This window comes from Flavimaribacter sediminis, from assembly GCF_019492055.1.
GTDB lineage: Bacteria > Pseudomonadota > Alphaproteobacteria > Rhizobiales > Rhizobiaceae > Flavimaribacter > Flavimaribacter sediminis.
Genome location: NZ_JAICBX010000006.1, coordinates 94,282 through 110,382 on the forward strand (window position 1 = coordinate 94,282; position 16,101 = coordinate 110,382).

At 54.3% G+C, this 16,101-nt stretch carries 17 protein-coding genes and 1 tRNA gene; 9 read left to right on the forward strand and 9 right to left on the reverse strand.

What is annotated here, in order from left to right; genetic code table 11:
• Positions 1–2: 2 nt before the first annotated feature.
• The 3 genes from K1W69_RS27215 to K1W69_RS24635 are packed head-to-tail and all read right to left on the reverse strand — an operon-like array spanning position 3 to position 730.
• On the reverse strand, positions 3–128 hold the full coding sequence (locus tag K1W69_RS27215) for a hypothetical protein (RefSeq protein WP_258571345.1): 126 nt from the start codon (positions 126–128) through the stop codon (positions 3–5).
• The gene (locus K1W69_RS24630) at positions 125–265 is read right to left on the reverse strand and encodes a hypothetical protein (RefSeq protein WP_220231133.1); all 141 of its coding nucleotides are present in this window, start codon (positions 263–265) and stop codon (positions 125–127) included. The genes K1W69_RS27215 and K1W69_RS24630 overlap by 4 nt, the downstream gene beginning before the upstream one ends.
• Positions 266–730 (reverse strand): phage regulatory CII family protein, encoded by a 465-nt coding sequence (locus K1W69_RS24635; protein WP_220231134.1) that lies wholly within the window; start codon positions 728–730, stop codon positions 266–268. It lies immediately after the preceding gene.
• Positions 731–825: 95 nt separating this feature from the next.
• Here K1W69_RS24635 and K1W69_RS24640 point away from each other — a divergent pair, with 95 nt between their 5' ends.
• The 3 genes from K1W69_RS24640 to K1W69_RS24650 all read left to right on the forward strand — a co-directional run bounded on the left by K1W69_RS24640 (position 826) and on the right by K1W69_RS24650 (position 2,625).
• A complete protein-coding gene (locus K1W69_RS24640) occupies positions 826–1,641 on the forward strand; it encodes a helix-turn-helix domain-containing protein (protein ID WP_370688310.1) in 816 nt (271 codons plus the stop codon).
• Positions 1,642–1,751: 110 nt separating this feature from the next.
• Positions 1,752–2,063: a hypothetical protein gene (locus tag K1W69_RS24645; protein ID WP_220231135.1), complete on the forward strand. Its 312-nt coding sequence runs from the start codon at positions 1,752–1,754 to the stop codon at positions 2,061–2,063.
• 4 nt (positions 2,064–2,067) lie between these two features.
• Positions 2,068–2,625: a hypothetical protein gene (locus tag K1W69_RS24650; RefSeq protein ID WP_220231136.1), complete on the forward strand. Its 558-nt coding sequence runs from the start codon at positions 2,068–2,070 to the stop codon at positions 2,623–2,625.
• Between the two features lie 262 nt (positions 2,626–2,887).
• Here the strand turns inward: K1W69_RS24650 and K1W69_RS24655 are convergent, their stop codons facing one another.
• Entirely contained in the window at positions 2,888–3,337 is a 450-nt protein-coding gene (locus K1W69_RS24655; protein WP_220231137.1) for a DpnI domain-containing protein, read from the reverse strand.
• Positions 3,338–3,622: 285 nt separating this feature from the next.
• Between K1W69_RS24655 and K1W69_RS24660 the strand changes: the two genes are divergently transcribed.
• Genes K1W69_RS24660 through K1W69_RS24670 form a run of 3 tightly spaced genes read left to right on the forward strand, consistent with a single transcriptional unit; the run spans position 3,623 to position 8,486 of the window.
• On the forward strand, positions 3,623–5,431 hold the full coding sequence (locus K1W69_RS24660; RefSeq protein WP_220231138.1) for an SIR2 family protein: 1,809 nt from the start codon (positions 3,623–3,625) through the stop codon (positions 5,429–5,431).
• The gene (locus K1W69_RS24665; RefSeq protein ID WP_220231139.1) at positions 5,428–6,051 is read left to right on the forward strand and encodes a hypothetical protein; all 624 of its coding nucleotides are present in this window, start codon (positions 5,428–5,430) and stop codon (positions 6,049–6,051) included. The genes K1W69_RS24660 and K1W69_RS24665 overlap by 4 nt, the downstream gene beginning before the upstream one ends.
• Complete coding sequence (locus K1W69_RS24670; RefSeq protein ID WP_220231140.1) at positions 6,048–8,486, forward strand: AAA family ATPase; 2,439 nt, start codon at positions 6,048–6,050, stop codon at positions 8,484–8,486. The genes K1W69_RS24665 and K1W69_RS24670 overlap by 4 nt, the downstream gene beginning before the upstream one ends.
• Positions 8,487–8,499: 13 nt before the next feature.
• Here the strand turns inward: K1W69_RS24670 and K1W69_RS24675 are convergent, their stop codons facing one another.
• Both K1W69_RS24675 and K1W69_RS24680 read right to left on the reverse strand, forming a co-directional pair.
• Positions 8,500–9,840, reverse strand: coding sequence for a DUF6538 domain-containing protein (locus K1W69_RS24675; RefSeq protein WP_258571346.1), 1,341 nt, complete (start codon positions 9,838–9,840; stop codon positions 8,500–8,502).
• 123 nt (positions 9,841–9,963) lie between these two features.
• Positions 9,964–10,048: transfer RNA gene (locus K1W69_RS24680), tRNA-Leu, on the reverse strand.
• 187 nt (positions 10,049–10,235) lie between these two features.
• On the opposite strand from K1W69_RS24680, the gene lipB reads away from it, so the two are divergent.
• Positions 10,236–10,976, forward strand: coding sequence for a lipoyl(octanoyl) transferase LipB (gene lipB / locus K1W69_RS24685; RefSeq protein WP_220231141.1), 741 nt, complete (start codon positions 10,236–10,238; stop codon positions 10,974–10,976).
• Here the strand turns inward: lipB and K1W69_RS24690 are convergent.
• Both K1W69_RS24690 and K1W69_RS24695 read right to left on the reverse strand, forming a co-directional pair.
• Positions 10,960–12,972 carry an acetyl-CoA carboxylase biotin carboxylase subunit gene (locus tag K1W69_RS24690; RefSeq protein ID WP_220231142.1) on the reverse strand — a complete coding sequence of 671 codons (2,013 nt, stop codon included), beginning with the start codon at positions 12,970–12,972 and terminating at the stop codon, positions 10,960–10,962. The two genes, lipB and K1W69_RS24690, sit on opposite strands and share 17 nt — an antisense overlap.
• 111 nt (positions 12,973–13,083) lie before the next feature.
• A complete protein-coding gene (locus tag K1W69_RS24695; RefSeq protein ID WP_258571347.1) occupies positions 13,084–14,013 on the reverse strand; it encodes a DMT family transporter in 930 nt (309 codons plus the stop codon).
• A gap of 172 nt (positions 14,014–14,185) precedes the next feature.
• Here K1W69_RS24695 and K1W69_RS24700 point away from each other — a divergent pair, with 172 nt between their 5' ends.
• Positions 14,186–14,707, forward strand: a complete 522-nt coding sequence (locus tag K1W69_RS24700) for a tellurite resistance TerB family protein (RefSeq protein WP_220231143.1) — start codon at positions 14,186–14,188, stop codon at positions 14,705–14,707.
• Between the two features lie 6 nt (positions 14,708–14,713).
• Here the strand turns inward: K1W69_RS24700 and K1W69_RS24705 are convergent, their stop codons facing one another.
• Positions 14,714–15,478: a metallophosphoesterase gene (locus K1W69_RS24705; protein ID WP_220231144.1), complete on the reverse strand. Its 765-nt coding sequence runs from the start codon at positions 15,476–15,478 to the stop codon at positions 14,714–14,716.
• A 237-nt stretch (positions 15,479–15,715) separates the two neighbouring features.
• Between K1W69_RS24705 and K1W69_RS24710 the strand changes: the two genes are divergently transcribed.
• The gene (locus K1W69_RS24710; RefSeq protein WP_370688311.1) at positions 15,716–16,099 is read left to right on the forward strand and encodes a helix-turn-helix domain-containing protein; all 384 of its coding nucleotides are present in this window, start codon (positions 15,716–15,718) and stop codon (positions 16,097–16,099) included.
• Positions 16,100–16,101 lie beyond the last annotated feature (2 nt).

Genomic DNA, 16,101 nt, shown 5'->3' on the forward strand with positions numbered 1-16,101 from the left:
CTTCACCCCCACACCAGCCACGCAACAAGTGCGAAAGCACCGATGATCAGCACCATAGACGCGGCGCTTGCGGCAAAGAGCCAGAGCAAGGTGCGATGCCACCATTCATCCGGGAGCATGCCCATCATGACCGAGCCTCCCGCTTCGCTTCACAGTCGCGCTTGTAGTCTTTGTCGGCTTCCACCGCATGCTGTGCCGTGCGGCCGGTTCCGTCGGTTGTAGCGGACTGCTCGCGGTAAAGGCGATCGATGGTTTTCTCGTCCATTCATGCACCCTCCCCGTTGACCTTGGACTGAACGTTCCGAAGTTCGCGGATCAGGTCCTCGATCCGGGAGTTGGTTTCCCGGCGCTCGTGCGCGTCAAAAATCCGGTCTTCGAGCGCAGTCGCGAAACAGGTCGAGAAATGACCGACCTGGCAGAGGATCCGCGCAAGGTCGGCGAGTGTCGCGTTACCAGCGGCGAGCTCGTCGCCACGCACGAGTCGGAAAGTCTGGAGCTTCGCGAGCGTCTCGGTGATAACCGGAGAGCCAGCCATCTCCTCCAGCTGCGGCACGAGATCCATCCGCAGATGATGGTCCGCATAGACTGGCGAATGGCATTTTGAGAGATAGCCGGCGCTTATTCCGAGATCCTGCGAGACGAAACTCACCCCGCCTGCGAGTGTCACTGCGTGCCGCACCGCAGCCTTCAACATGTAGCCGGCCTTACCCGGCCCTGGCAGGTCGCCCATTCTGCCCCTCCTGAATCTGGGAAATAGCTAGGTCTCGATTTTCGGAGACGCCGTACTCAAATCGTGCAGACTGATGCGCAGTCCCAAGACAGGATGTGCTGATTTGGAAGCAGTCTGTATTTGATTTGAACCGTCGCAACACGAATATCCGCAAAGAATCAATATCTAATTTTTGTCGTTATTCGATATTTTTTGTCAATCGGCGAATTCAAGATAACTCGTATAACTTGCCGTCTATCGGCAATTCTATTTTTGACGAAAATCGCTATATTTGCGGCATGACCGAACAACTCAAAAGAATCCGCAAGTCTCGCGGACTGTCACAATCAGATGTGGCCGACGCGCTTGGAATAGTTGTTGCCAACTACAATCGACTTGAGCGAGGAAAGGTGGAACTCACACTTTCGCGCATGAAAGAACTCGCCATTCTTTTGAAGTGTGAGCCAGTAGACCTGATCACAAACAAGACGCATACGCGCTTTGTAAAAGTTCGGTCGAGTATCGAAGCCGATCAATGGATGAAACATACTGAGTGGCCTGAAGATCAATGGTATGAAATCACTGTGCCCGACGATGCAGAATTACAGACATATAGCTTAAATGCTGCTGAAGTGCGCGGCCCCTCGATGAATAAAAAATTTCCGCATGGTTCCGTGCTCGTTTACTCGGAGGCTGGGGATAACCCACTGCAACTGGAAGCTAACGCATCATACATTATCGAAACACGCCGATCAGACGGCATGAAGGAAGCTACTGCAAAGACTGCGATAACCGATAATTCTGGCAAATTCTGGCTGATGCCGGAGTCAACTGATCCGAGACATCAGCAGCCAATTGAGCTCGAAAATACAATAGCCGGCCAAGTCTCCATCCTCGGCAAGGTCAGATACTCCTTACGGAGAGAGACCTAACCATCCAAGACGCCTACCTGACGATATCTGACATAAATAGCCTGGTTTTGGTGCGCTTCTACAATTAGGATTTTTTGTCGTTTTTCATCATATTTTAGTATTGACACTCATTGTCGTTTTTCGACATCTTTTGGGGCGTTGTGAACAGAGAGGTCCGCAATAGGACACTCGCACGCCAGACCTTAAGTTTACTAATATTGATTGCACAGGGCGACAGAATGATCCCGTCAGAAAGAATGGAAGCGGCATCGGCAGCCGCTCACAAACTCAACAAATACCTTTCGTCACTTCGCGGCTGGCTGACGTTTCCGGACCAGGAAAACGCGATCGCAGCCGATCACATAGCCGACATTGAGCGGCGCGCGCGACGTGAGTTCGGCAAGCTAGCGGAGATCTTCGAAGACAAAGCCAGAAAAGGCTGATGTCGTGACAGTCTCAGCCGCCCTTCGCGCATCTTTACAAAGCCCTGATGCGAAGCGTCTGGCACGGCTTCGCGCCCAGGCGGACGCCCTGCCCTCTGAACTGGCGATGGCATACAGCGACGGCCTGCTGCTGATCGAATGGACCGACCCCGCAACGAAGAAGCCGGAGATACTCGCGAGCTTCTTGCCCTCCGCCCCCTCCGATCTGGTTGAGCAGCTTGCCGCAGCTCCGGAGACGATCCGATTTCTTCTGAACCTGATCGACCGGGCCACAACGAAGATCCGCGACCTACAGGGACGGCAGCAGGATCAGCTCCGAAAACTCAGACCGAATGGCAACTACGCCGCCAACTGCGCAATTGTTTGCGATGATCCTTTGTTCCGGGAATATATGGAGCTCTGGCACGGCCTGGAGCGGGATGCCGATAGGGATTGGCTTGTTGGCAAGTTGCACAAGGTGCTCGAGATCAGCTCACGTCGCGAGCTGAACACCAACCCGGCCGCGGCCGCCCGCTGGCTCGATTTACTTCACGCCTACAATGGATGGAAGGCGGACCGGTGAACTCTGCCTTCTCCCCGGTTCGAAAGTTTCCGCCAGTCACGCTGGAACGCCTTGACTTAGCTATGGCAATCATCGCCGAAGCGATCGAGACGTATCCGGGGGGAGAGGTTTACTGGCCGCTTTTCGAGCGGTTGGAAAGAGAGCGCGAGGCTCTGGTTTCGCGAGCTGGTCGGTTAACGGCTGCACGTAGACGTGTCAAAGCCCAAAAGTTGCCCGTTACGCTCCACCCCTGAAACGCCGAAGATGATTGGCCGGGACGATTTCATACCAAGCGTACAAACCGATCTGCCATTTCAGCGAGATTAATGCGGAATCCTTGCCATCCGGCTCGCTTTGCATTGGGCGATAATGGCTCTCGAGGGACAAACATCCTTTCATTCTGAAGGTCTCGTGACAGGAATAGTATTGAATATTCCGTCCGTTCTTCGGTAGTCAGAACCAAATACATAGAGAAGTAGATAGCCGCTTGCATGCGGTCTTTTTGCGGTCCCCAAGCTCCACCAAGGACATACTTCGGGATGCGATTCACGTCTTTAACCTTAGCTGTCTTTACCTGAGTAAGGTATCCGCAGAAATCACAAATCAAATCGGCACATTTGAAGTTGGCAGGAAGTAGCTTCAGAGTGTTGTGTTTTTTGCAGTTCGGGCAGAGGCAAGTTTTAGCGACGACCTTCTCGCCCCAATCTCCTAATTGTTGTCGACCAGTTCGCAAACCTGTACCTCGCTGCCGCCCGACTCTAGCTGTCTTCGAGTATGCCTAATGGCGATGGGTCAAGTTGTCTCGAAGGGCCGATTTGGGCCCGACAAGGAGTAATTTGATCCACTGACGGCAGTATTCAGAAACCACTGAGGTTTGACGAAATAATTCAACTTTTTAATCGGATCGCAGTTAAGTCTACATTTTATTGTGGTTTATTTCGACCTATAAGTGTGGTGATGTCGTAATCTTGGTTATCATTTGATTAGACCTGTATTTCGAAAGGATTCAAACTTTTACTTGGGAACATATCTGAATATCAAATTCAGTATCTGTCGAAAATTGGTTGCGGGGGGGACAGTGACAAGTGCAGATAACGTGACAGTTCGAGAAGTTCTCGACATGCTCGAGGGTACGTTTTCGAAAGTAGCTGAAGCAGTAGCAAACGGCGAGTTCGCCTTGTGGCTCGGAGCAGGCATATCTCGTAAGGCACCGAGTTTGGGCAATTTAATCGATCTGGGAATCGAGGCTCTTCGCTTACGTGCCATTGATCCTGAAACAAAAACAATATTTTACCCAAAACTGGAAGAAGCTCTTCTAATAGCTGAAGGTAATCTGAAGGAATTACAGCCTCTATATGGGCAACCTTTCGAATCCTGGCCTCAGCACAAAGTCATCCAAGGTAGACTCTGGAATAAATACTCTCGGTTTCTAGACATACGGATTAACTCTAAACCATCTGATTATATGTTGTGGGAAGCTATCGATATTCGGGCGGCATTTGCCGAACCAAATTCTCCCGCCGCAGAGCACTTATGCATCGCTGTTCTCATACTTGAGGGTTCCATAGGCGAGATAGCATCAGCCAATTGGGATGGCTTCATCGAAAAGGCTGTCGAAGGACTAAGTGGTGGTGCTGACGGGATACTTCAGGTGGTGGTTGATCCCAGCCAATTGCGTGGTGGTCGCGGAATAGCACGACTATTGAAGTTTCACGGATGTATCCTCCACGCGTCACAGGAACCAAATGTATTTCGACGTTTTCTGACAGGCAGTCACACTCAAATAGTTCAGTGGCCGCATAATCAACAGTTTACAGCTATGGTAGAATCGGTAACCGCACTAGCTACCAGCCATCGTACGTTGGTGATGGGGCTGTCTATCCAGGATGCAAATTTGCAAGGGGTATTTTCAAAAGCGAAGAAAGCAAATCCTTGGCCTTGGCCACCAGAACCGAATGCACCGGGTCACGTTTTCTGCGAAGACACAATTAAAGAGGGGCAACGTGATGTTCTGAAAATCGTCTATGGAGACAGCTACAATGAAAGCATGGCAGACATTGAGGCGGCCTCGCATATACGCTCTTGGGCAGAGCAGGTGTTAATCGCATTAGTACTCTATGTCATTGAAAAAAAACTATCCTTTCTTATGTGCGATAGACTCAAGGAGGTCGGACGTGATGGTGCTGAAACCGCAATTGTTGCCGCCTTGGAGGAGTTACGCAATAAGTTATCTGAACTCGCACAGTTTGACCCTGTCGATAAAAGCCGGACAGCTTCTGTAGTTCAGGCTATCGCGACCTGGTCACGAATTGTCGCGATTTTTCGAACGGGAACTCTGCCCCCTATCGACGATAGCTATGAACGTATTAGTTCCTCCAGCCTCAAACATATTCAGACCGATGCCAACGCAAAGGCGGCGAGGCTCGGTGATCTCGCAATCGCGTTGTCCTTGCTTCGTCATGGGCAAATTAGTGGACTCTGGTCCCTAAGCACGCTGTCGAAGGAACCGCTGGCACGAGGGGCGATAGCTGCAAAGGGATCCTGGGAGCAAGCCGACGTGAGACCTATGTTTATGGTCAAAGGAGCAGCAGAAGCGTTAACTCTAAACAAAGCGGGGGTACTGACAGACAACAGCGCAATCGTGATCCATGCGGATGATACATGGAGCCGCATGGTGGAAATACGGGGAGGTTCACGACGAGTTGGCGCTGCACCAGGCAGAATTGGGCGTATATATCCGCAACATGTAAGCATGCAAAAAATCATAGAGGACAATGAGAGTATGGATGCTATGATGAAAGCCTTGGTTTCGGAGATGCCACTATGAGCACCTCACCACTGGTTTCTGCGATTGCTAAACGTCTTAGAGCAGCGGGCTACTCCGATGTCGCAACTCCATTTAGAGTTGCTTCAGTCAGTTTCGATTTCACCCGAGTAATGCGAGGCCGTGACGGACGGGCGCATGATTTAGTCATCGTGATCGACACGGCTACCGGCGAAATGGGTGACACTGATTCAGTACAAGTCAGGAGGAGAATAGAGACGCTCAGCCGAGCACTTGATGTAGTCGGCTCGCGCCTTGTACTCACAGTGGTGCTTGCCGGTGCATCTACAGCTAATGATATTGAGGCGCTGTCAGAGACATGTCGCGTTCTCGTCGTAGAGCCCATTGGCGTTGGATTAGACGGTGTCCCCAAAGATAAACTGGCGAGGCAGCAACTCGATGATCGCATTCGCCTACTGTTACCATTGGAAATTCCTCCTCGGGATGAGGGGCTGGACGTCGAACCCGCTGCCGACGAGGCTTTAAAAACAAAACTTCCCAATACGATCGATAAAAATTTCCTTCAGGTACTTTTAAACAGCTCTAGGCACGGAGAAGATGCGGTTGAGCGAGAAATGAGGCGTGTATTTGATGACCGAATGAAAATCGAGGATGTGTCGTGACGTATGGGCATCTGCACAGTATTGATTTAGAAAACTTTCGCAGCATTCGTGGGCATGTCCATGCACCGCTAGACGCCAAAGTTGTGTTAGTGCACGGTGAAAACGGTGCAGGTAAAACCAGTCTGCTATCTGCCATCGAACTTGCCCTAACTGGTCAGATTGATGCCCTGCGCCGTGCGGATCCAAACTATGAAATGCAACTGCTGCATAAGCGAAAAACAAACGGTTATGCTGAAATCAATGTCTCATTGGATCATGATTTGGCGCGGTACCGTGCCGATTTGACTGAGCAAACTATCAGCTTCGAAGAACGGTTACCGGTTGAGTTGACCGAATTTTTCGTTGAGCGCGCTTACCTTCCACAATCTCTATTGGGTCAATTGCTTCAAATCTATCAGGAGGCTGGATCAGACGTTGACTCTCCATTAGCTCGTTTTGTCAGTAATTTACTGGGACTTGATCGCTTGGACGCGCTCGAAATTGGATTGAGTCCCCTTCAAGACCTGCGAAATGTTCGACGAGTCATTAACAGATGGTCAATAGTTGAAAACGAAATAAGCCGGTTAAAAACGATCATCCAAGATCAATTTCGGACTAAAGAACCTATCGCCGAGGATCTTGCTGCAAAGCGCAGTAACCTCGTTGCAATATATGCGGCTCTCGAAGTCGAACATGACGAAAAGTTGCCAGAAGAAGCGGCACCTACGCCTGATGAAATCCGAATTGAAGACGAAAATCGATTGGCCAAGGTAACAGATGAGCTACGACTTCTGGCGTCGATTCGCCGGGACATTTCGGATTCCTTGGATAGTGACACCCATGATATCGAAGTTAAACTTGCCGAGCATGTTGAAAATACTGAGGAAGCCCTTCGTATTTGGAGAGAGGCTCACGAAGATATCGCTTCAGATGTAAGATTGCGAGTAGAGGCTATATTTCCAAATGTCGATTTCGCGACTGACCTAGTTGCTTTTCGTAACGAGGCAAAACGTCTGTTATCTGCAGAACAGAATCAACTGAACAATAGAGTGCAGAGGGCCAGACAGGAGGCGAAACAGCTCACAGACGCAAGGGAGCAGCTTGAAGTAGCAAATGCACAATTAAGAACTATTGACAAGGAAGTATCAGCAATCGCCTCCAATGCTGGCGCACTGAGCACAATATTTGCTGAAATATCTAATTTCATTGTCGACGATAATTGCCCTGTCTGCGGCCGAGACTATGCTGAACTTGAGGAAGGTTCGCTTAGAGAACACGTTCACAACAGAGCGCTGGCGCTCTCGAGTTCCGCTGAGAGGTTGATCTTACTTGGGCGCTCACGAAATGATCATAAGGATTCAATCGATAGATTGGTTCAGACGATTGACGGTTTAGAATCCAGCCAAGTTCATATGGAAGTTTTAGCTCGGATGGACCGTCGGGCTGGTGCAATAACATTGACACTTCGTTTGCTGGAAGAGGTCGGGCCCAGGTTGGAGGATGGACAGCAACTTATAGAAGCCAATGTCGCTGCTCAACGGGCGTTAGCGAATGTCCGGCTTCGAAGCAGCCGGCGATTGGCTATACGGGAAAACCTGAACGATTTGGCGCGCAGTGCGGAGATTTCCTATGAAGGACAAAGCGATACAATCGAAGCTCTCGCCAGTCGAATAGAGCTGACATTGACAAAAACACGCGACCACACGTCAAAACGTGTCCGTAGTTGGGCGGAGGCACGTGGTATAATTCATGACATTCGCAACTCAAAGGAGCGAATAAGTGTGATCGATAGCACGATCGCAGAATACGAGTTCCAATTGAAGGATTACGAGTCCGCTCTTCAGCGTGGAAAAAATTTACGGACAGAGGGTCGCAGGATTCGGAATGCCGTTGATGAAGTACGGTCAGCTATCATTCGGCGGGAGTTTAATGACCGGCTAAACAAGCTTTGGCGTGACTTGTTCCTTCGTTTGGCCCCCAGTGAGGAGTTTGTTCCAGCTTTTCGCATACCTCAATCAGAAACCCGTCGACTTCAGCCCAAATTATATACGCCGCACAGGGACTTAGGTGATGAAGGCGCTGGTGGAACTCCAGGTGCCATGTTGAGTGCCGGTAATCTGAATACTGCTGCCTTAACTTTGTTTGTTGCACTACATTTATCGGTATCTGTACAATTACCCTGGCTTATTTTGGACGACCCTGTCCAATCGATGGATGACATTCACATTGCACATTTTTCTTCTCTACTACGCACTCTATCCAAAGAACATGCGCGACAGGTAATTATTGCGGTCCATGATCGTCAATTATTTGAATACTTACGACTTGAGCTAAGCCCAGCATTTGCTGATGACAGCCTAATCACTCTGGAACTTACTAGATCGAGTATTCGCGACACACAGTGCATTTCAAATCGCTATAGTTTTCAAGAAGAGACAGCGTTGAGGATAGCATGAGCGCAAGACATTCCTAATTCGCATCATGCAGAGCGATCTTCTCCAGTTGCTCGCGACGCCATTCCAGCGAACCACCATCTCCGTACTCCGGCCGCTCGATATGGTGCCCCATAATTAAACGCCGAAAATCGTCTGTAAGTCCCGCCTCCACCATCCGCTTCTCGAAGCTATGCCGCAGTGAATAGACACCGTGGTCCTTGGTCTCCAAGAGGCCATTAGCACGCAAATATTTCATGAGTACGGCCGATAGGTTGTCTTCCTTGTCACGATAGCGCGGAAATCCTTGTGGGTGCCTTTCCATGGCCTCCAGAGCTACACCGACAAGCGGAATCTCGCGCTCGCTGGACTCGGTCTTGAGGGCCCGATCATCAGCAAATTCGATGACCAAGTGCGGCACCTTCACATCCAGTTTGATGTTCCTCTCCGGAATGTTGCAGATCTCTGAAGGCCGAGCGCCGGTCTCAATCAGTGCAAGGAGAATATCCTTTGCTTCAACATTCAATCCCGAAAGCGCATCGGGAGCCAGAATGACATTCCGAATCCACTCGAGAGAGAATGGCGGACGCTTCTTCTTTTTCGACTTGCGTATCGTGAAGCTGAGATCGTTGAACGGATTGGGTCGGTCGACCTTGTGCCATTTACAGAATTCACGATGGAGCTTTCGCATGTTTCCGACATCCCGGTTGCCGGCGCTTGGCCCGACCTCCCCGGCACTGATCCGATCAAACCACCACCGCCAGAATGTCTGTGCCTGGTCGTTAGTGACATCCAGGAGAGGAATGTCGCTGATAACCCTAACGAAATTGCTCGAGGCACGTCGCTTCACCTTCTTCCAGCTCCTGATCTGCTTCGGGCTGTGGCCACGCACCTCCTCAATACCGATTGTGTCGAGGTAGAATTCCATGGCCTGACTTACAGACAGGTTCGGAAGGTCGGCACCGCCGAGCAGTGCTTCAGCGATGACCGGCCCTCGACTGGACACCCTAATGGCGCGCGCTATGATCTCCTCGGTCGCAACCACTTCCGCAAGGATCTCGGCCGGCCTGTAGACGAAGCCCATAGCGACAGCTCGTTTCACCGCTGCATAGTAGCGATCGGTCGCGCCAGCAGGCGCTTCGCCGGCGGCAAGACTCGCCCAGAAGAGGTTATCCGCCTTCTCAATCTCGTCCCGGCGCATACGGGCGATTTCAAGCGACGTGGTTTTCAGTGACTTGCGGATAAAGCCACGAGCATCAAATTCGCGGATATAGACAGGTACACGGCGCTGATAGTGCCAATGGCCGTGCCGTTTTTTCAGATAGCGATCCGGATCACGAGATTTGACCTCGTTCGGAATTGATTTGTGCCGCCCCAAAATACGCCCCTACATCGCAAAATGTAGCACGTTTTGTAGCACGGAATTTCACAACCAATCAATTTGTGAGATTTTGCAACTGGGTTTTATCCTGCAATTTCAATTACTTGTCAGGATTATTGCTGGTGCGGTCGAGAAGACTCGAACTTCCACGGGTTGCCCCACAGCGACCTCAACGCTGCGCGTCTACCAATTCCGCCACGACCGCACGTGGTAGAAGCCGTCACCGGCGCGCCGCATGTACCAAATCACTTTAGGCTATACAAGAGGCTTTTGCGCTTTTTCACTGTCGCTTCAATTACAAGGACATAGACTGCTCCGCCGGAGCCCCGCCCCCTTGCATGAACCGTGGAACCGTTCCAAATACACTCTGTCGAAAGCAGGACTGCGCAGCCATGAATCGTGACGCAATCGCATCGGGTTTCTTCGCACAACCGGGCTCCCCGCCCGTGCAGTGGAAAGTGGAGCCGGGCCTCGTCGACTATCAGCAGGCAATCCGCGTCATGGAAGACCGCGCCGCTGCGATCAGCGCGGGCGAAGCCGATGAACTCGTCTGGCTCGTCGAGCACCCCCCGCTCTATACCGCCGGCACCAGCGCCCGCGAGGCGGATCTCATCGCGCCGGACCGCTTTCCGGTGTTCCAGACAGGCCGCGGCGGCGAGTTCACCTATCACGGGCCGGGCCAGCGCGTCGCCTATGTGATGCTTGATCTCAAGCGGCGGCGCTGCGACGTGCGCGCCTTTGTCTCCTCGCTCGAAGACTGGATCATCCGAACGCTCGACGAGATGAACATCAGGGGCGAACGGCGTGAAGACCGGGTCGGCGTTTGGGTCGTGCGGCCGGACAGGCCGCCCCTGCCCGACGGCTCGCCTGCGGAAGACAAGATCGCCGCGATCGGCATTCGCCTGCGGCGCTGGGTAAGCTTCCATGGCATTGCGATCAATGTCGAGCCGGATCTGGAGCATTTCAGCGGCATCGTGCCCTGTGGCGTCGCCGATTACGGCGTCACCAGCCTGGTCGATCTCGGCCTGCCCGTCACCATGGGCGATGTCGATGTCGCGTTGAAGACGAGCTTCGAGACGGTTTTCGGCGGTACGACGCCCGTAGCGGAGCCGGAGCCTATTCGAATTCCATGATCACGGCGTCGACGGCAAGGCTCTCGCCGGGCGCTGCGTTGAGCTTGCTCACCACAGCGTCGCGCTCTGCTCTGAGCACATTTTCCATCTTCATGGCTTCGACCACGGCCAGCGTCTCGCCGGCCTTGACTTCCTGACCCTCGGATACCGCGATCGAGACGACCAGTCCAGGCATCGGGCACAGAAGCATCTTGGAGGTGTCCGGCGGCAGCTTCACGGGCATCAGCCGGTCCATCTCGGCGATCGACGGCGACATCACCCGCGCCCGCACCGACAGGCCGCGCCAGTCGACCCGCAAACCATTGAGAACCGGCCGCAGCTGGGCTGTCACGGACCTCTCGCCAACTGTACCGCGCCAGATGAATTCGCCCGGCCGCCAGGCGGTCTCGACCGTTATGGCCGGCTGTCCGTCGATCTCGACAGTCAGCGTCATCGGCATACCGATCTTGCTTTCGACCAGATGCGCCTTGAGGTAGCTGTCGCCGATGCGCACTTCCCAGTCTTGTCTTGTCTTGCCGGAATGGGGCGCCAGCCGGTCGGCGAACCGGTCGAGCCGTTCCTTGCGCAGAAGCTCGGCCGAAAGCGCGATGGCCGCGAGCGTTCTTTGCTGTTCCTCGTCGGGTTCGGCGGGATGAAAGCCGTCCGGATATTCCTCGGCGATGAAGCCGGTCGAAATGTCGCCGGAAAGCCAGCGCGGGTGCTGCATCAGGGCTGCGAGGAACGGGATATTATGCTCGATGCCTTCGACCAGAAACCCGTCGAGCGCGATGCTCATCGCCTCAATGGCGCGGGCCCTGTCCGGCGCCCAGGTGCACAGCTTCGCCACCATCGGGTCGTAGAACATGGTGATCTCCGCGCCCTCGAAGACCCCGGTGTCGTTGCGCACGACGATATCGCCGAATTGGCCTTCCTGCGGCGGCCGATAGCGCGTCAGCCGGCCAATGGAGGGAAGGAAGTTGCGATACGGGTCCTCGGCGTAAAGGCGGCTTTCGACAGCCCAGCCGTTCAGCGTCACGTCGTCCTGTCTGATCGCCAGCTTCTCGCCGGCGGCGACGCGGATCATCTGCTCGACGAGATCGACGCCGGTGATGAGTTCCGTCACGGGATGCTCCACCTGCAGGCGGGTGTTCATCTCGAGGAAATAGAAATTGCGATCCTTGTCGACGATGAACTCGACGGTGCCGGCGCTCTGGTATTGCACGGCCTTGGCCAGGGCGACGGCCTGCTCGCCCATCGCCTTGCGCGTCGCCTCGTCGAGGAAGGAGGACGGCGCCTCCTCGACGACCTTCTGGTTGCGCCGCTGGATCGAGCATTCACGCTCGCCGAGATAGATGCATTCGCCGTGGCTGTCGGCCAGAACCTGGATCTCGATATGCCGCGGCTCGACGACGAATTTCTCGATGAAGACCCGGTCGTCGCCGAACGAGTTGCGCGCCTCGGACCTTGCGCGGTCGAAGCCGTCGGCCACCTCCGATTCGTCCCATGCGATGCGCATGCCCTTGCCGCCGCCGCCTGCGGAAGCCTTGATCATCACCGGATATCCGATCTCCGATGCGATCTTTATCGCCTCCTCCGTGTCGTCGATCTCGCCGAGATAGCCCGGCACCGTGTTGACCTTGGCTTCGTTGGCGAATTTCTTCGATTCGATCTTGTCGCCCATGGCGGTGATGGCGTGCGGCTTGGGGCCGATGAATGTGATGCCCCGGCTTTCCAACGCCTCGCAGAAGCTCGCCCGCTCGGAGAGGAAGCCATAGCCCGGATGTACGGCTTGCGCGCCGGTTTCCTGGCAGGCGGCGATGATCTTGTCGGCGACCAGATAGCTTTCCGCTGCCGCCGCCGCGCCGATATGCACCGCTTCGTCGGCCATCGACACATGCAGCGCTTCCCTGTCCGCGTCCGAATAGACCGCGACTGTTCCAATCCCCATGCGCTTCGCCGTCTTGATGACCCGGCATGCGATCTCGCCACGATTGGCAATGAGGATTTTTGTGAACATAGACTTCTCCCGAATTCCGGCCGCGTCATGCGGCCATCGCGTTCGTGCACCCCCGCGACGCGAACTCTGTATTAGTCGGGAACAAATAGTAATGACAAGACCTTGCCCGGTCTATTTGCTGACCGCCCTTGCAAGCTGTCGCTCGCGATAGAGGATATACAGTCCGGACGCCACGATGATCGCGACGCCGATCCATTCAATGAACTCGGGGAATTCATTGAAGACGATGTACCCCAGGACTGCGCCCGACACGATCTCGAAATACTGGAAGGGAGCCAGGAGAGAAGCCGGCGCGAGGCGAAAGGCGCTGACGATGAGCAGATGCCCGAAGGACGAGACGACGCCAACGCCGATCAGGATAGCAACGGCAATCGCCGAGACCGGCGGCGTCCAGGCCAGATCGTCGACGCCGGCAGCCGAACCGAAGACCAGTATGGCTGCGGCGAACAGGCATCCTCCCAGCCCGGCCGAGCTCTGCATCACCATCGAATTGTCGCGAGCCGAAAGAACCTTGTTCAGGAGCAGATAGGTGGCGAAAGTTGTGGCTGTCAGCAACGGCAAAAGCGAGACCGCGCCGAATTCGAGGAAATTGGGGCGGATAACCAGCAGGGCGCCGCTGAAGCCGACAACAATCGCAAGCCAGCGACGCCAACCCACCTGCTCCCGCAGGAACACAGCCGACATGGCTGTGAGGATGAACGGTTCAACGAAAAATATGGCGAGCGCGTCGGCAAGCGGCACATACTTGATGGCGATCAGGAAGATACCGCTTGCAGCGGCAAGCAGCACGCCTCTCAACAGATTCAAAAGAAGCTGGTTGGGTCGAAGGGCCGCTACTCCGTCGAAAGCGACAATCACGGCGCCCGTCAGGATCATCTGGACGAGAAAACGGAAAAACGTGTTCGTTCCCGGCGATACGCCCTCATACAAGGTCAGGTATTTGCCCCCGACATCCATAAGCGGCATGGCCAGCATTGCGCAGGCCATGACGAAAGCCGCCTGAAAACGATGATCGGGAACGGAGAGCGCCGGATTGTTCAAAACACCACCGCTGTTACTGAATCCTGTCCGCTCAACCAATAGCGATGTTTGAGCGCGAGGCAAGGCGACAGTGACTGGACATGCCAGCGACAGTTTGAATAAAGTGTCCTGAAGTTTCTACTTCAAATTGCACGCATCACCGTATCCTTTATCAACCGAGTCCAGAGAAACGATGCACATCCTTGTCGCAATACTGGGTATCGTTGGCGCCGTCAGCTACTACTGGTTTTTTATCCGGCGGGCGAATGACGCAGCTTCCGAGGTCATCGACGCCGCCGGACGCGCGCGCGGCGCATACCGCCGCCGCAGTTTCAAAAAGAAGGTCGAAGGCTCGCCAATCACGGCGATCAAGGACCCGAGAACCGCCGCCGTCGTCATGGCCGTGGCTGTCGCTGGCGGCGACAGGCACTTGTCTCAGGCCCAGGAAGAGACGCTGACGCGATTGATGACCGACGTACTGGACATCGCGGAAACCGAGGAGGAGCTGGTGTTCGCAAAATGGGTTGTCCGGGAAATTCCCGACCCGAATAACATATCGCTCCGGCTTGGCCGACTGTGGACCGGGTCGCTCGACATGAACGAGCGACGGGAGCTCGTTGACCTCGTCACGGACGTGGCCGGCGCGGACGGGGGATTGAACCACCTGCAGGTCGAGGCGATCGACAGGTTGAAATCGCGGCTCGCGATAGAATGAGCAGCCTCAATCTTCGTGGATGACGACCAACCGTTTCGCTGATATCCGCGTCTCTTTCGGATAGCCGTAGGCGTTGTTGATATAGGTCACGCCGTCAATCGTGACATTGCGGTTGACGTGGCTGTGTCCATAGACGTGAATATGGGAAGAAAGCCGCCGGACCTGCGCGTCGATACTGTCGCTGCCGAGCACCGGATAAACAAACCTCCGGTGCGGCGGAATGCGTCTCGGCATCACGTCGATCCGTGGCAGAAAATGTGAAAAGCTGATGACTTTGTTGCCGGCCGGCATGTCGGGAAGCGGCTCGTTCATAGCCAGAAAACGCCGTGTCACCGACGCGTCGTCATGGCCCTGCGGCCATTTGCAAAGTCGGTAATCGCTCCAGGCGCTTTTCAAGATGTTGCCCGGCGCGCCGAAGGAATAGTCGTACCAGCCAAGAAGCGGAACAATCGACAATCCATCCTCGTGATGCGCCTCGGTCACAATTCCGACGTCGTCGGCCAGGTCATGCACAGCATCGAATTTGTCCAGCGACGATGCAAACTGCGTTTCATTGCGCAGCCAGAGATCGTGGTTGCCAGGCACGTAGAACACCCGCGCGAATTTTCGGCTGGCGCGATCGAAAACGGTTTCGATTTCCCCTAGCACATGGGAAACATCACCCGCCAGAATGAGATAGTCGTCCGTAAAATCCACCTCAGACAGGCCATTGAACCACCGCGCGTTGACCTCGTGATCGACGTGAATGTCCGAGACTGCAAATATTCGCACCGTTCGCCTTTCTCAAGTCAGCACTCGTCCCAAGCTCTGCAAACTGGTGTTATTTCTGATGAAATTCAATTGCTCCCCGCCTTTACTCAGGCAATTCGCGTTTGGGCGGATCACAGCGCAAACAAAAAACCTGGCGCCGCTGTTGGAAACGGCGAACCCATTTGTTAAGCGTAACCTGTTTTCTGAAATCAGACCTGCAAGGTGATCGCTATCTCAAATTCGCTGGCGGAGCAAATCGTGAATCAGTCTTTCGACATACATGACCAGGACGATACAATAGGAGGGCGGATCTCCCGGGCGCGCGACGCTCTTGAACTGTCGACGGCGCAACTGGCGCGTCGACTGGGCGTGAAGACTGAAACCGTCCAGGCCTGGGAAAATGATCGCTCGGAGCCGCGTTCCAACCGGGTCATCATGCTCGCCGGCATGCTTGGCGTGTCCCCGACCTGGCTTCTGACCGGCATCGGCGAATTGCCAAGCACTCCCGCCGTCAATTCGGAGCTTCATGTCATGATGACACAGCTTTCGAAGCTGAAGCGGGCCCACGCATCGATGGGCAAAATGATCGACACGCTGGAGCAGGAAGCCGAACGCATGTCCCGCCAGCTCGAGAACCAGTAATT

Excerpts from the sequence above, each read along its gene's own strand:
- K1W69_RS24630 (WP_220231133.1), bottom strand. The coding sequence starts at position 265 with ATGGACGAGAAAACCATCGATCGCCTTTACCGCGAGCAGTCCGCTACA.
- K1W69_RS24665 (WP_220231139.1), top strand. The coding sequence starts at position 5,428 with ATGAGCACCTCACCACTGGTTTCTGCGATTGCTAAACGTCTTAGAGCA.
- K1W69_RS27215 (WP_258571345.1), bottom strand. The coding sequence starts at position 128 with ATGATGGGCATGCTCCCGGATGAATGGTGGCATCGCACCTTGCTCTGG.
- K1W69_RS24635 (WP_220231134.1), bottom strand. The coding sequence starts at position 730 with ATGGGCGACCTGCCAGGGCCGGGTAAGGCCGGCTACATGTTGAAGGCT.
- lipB (WP_220231141.1), top strand. The coding sequence starts at position 10,236 with ATGAATCGTGACGCAATCGCATCGGGTTTCTTCGCACAACCGGGCTCC.
- K1W69_RS24690 (WP_220231142.1), bottom strand. The coding sequence starts at position 12,972 with ATGTTCACAAAAATCCTCATTGCCAATCGTGGCGAGATCGCATGCCGG.
- K1W69_RS24700 (WP_220231143.1), top strand. The coding sequence starts at position 14,186 with ATGCACATCCTTGTCGCAATACTGGGTATCGTTGGCGCCGTCAGCTAC.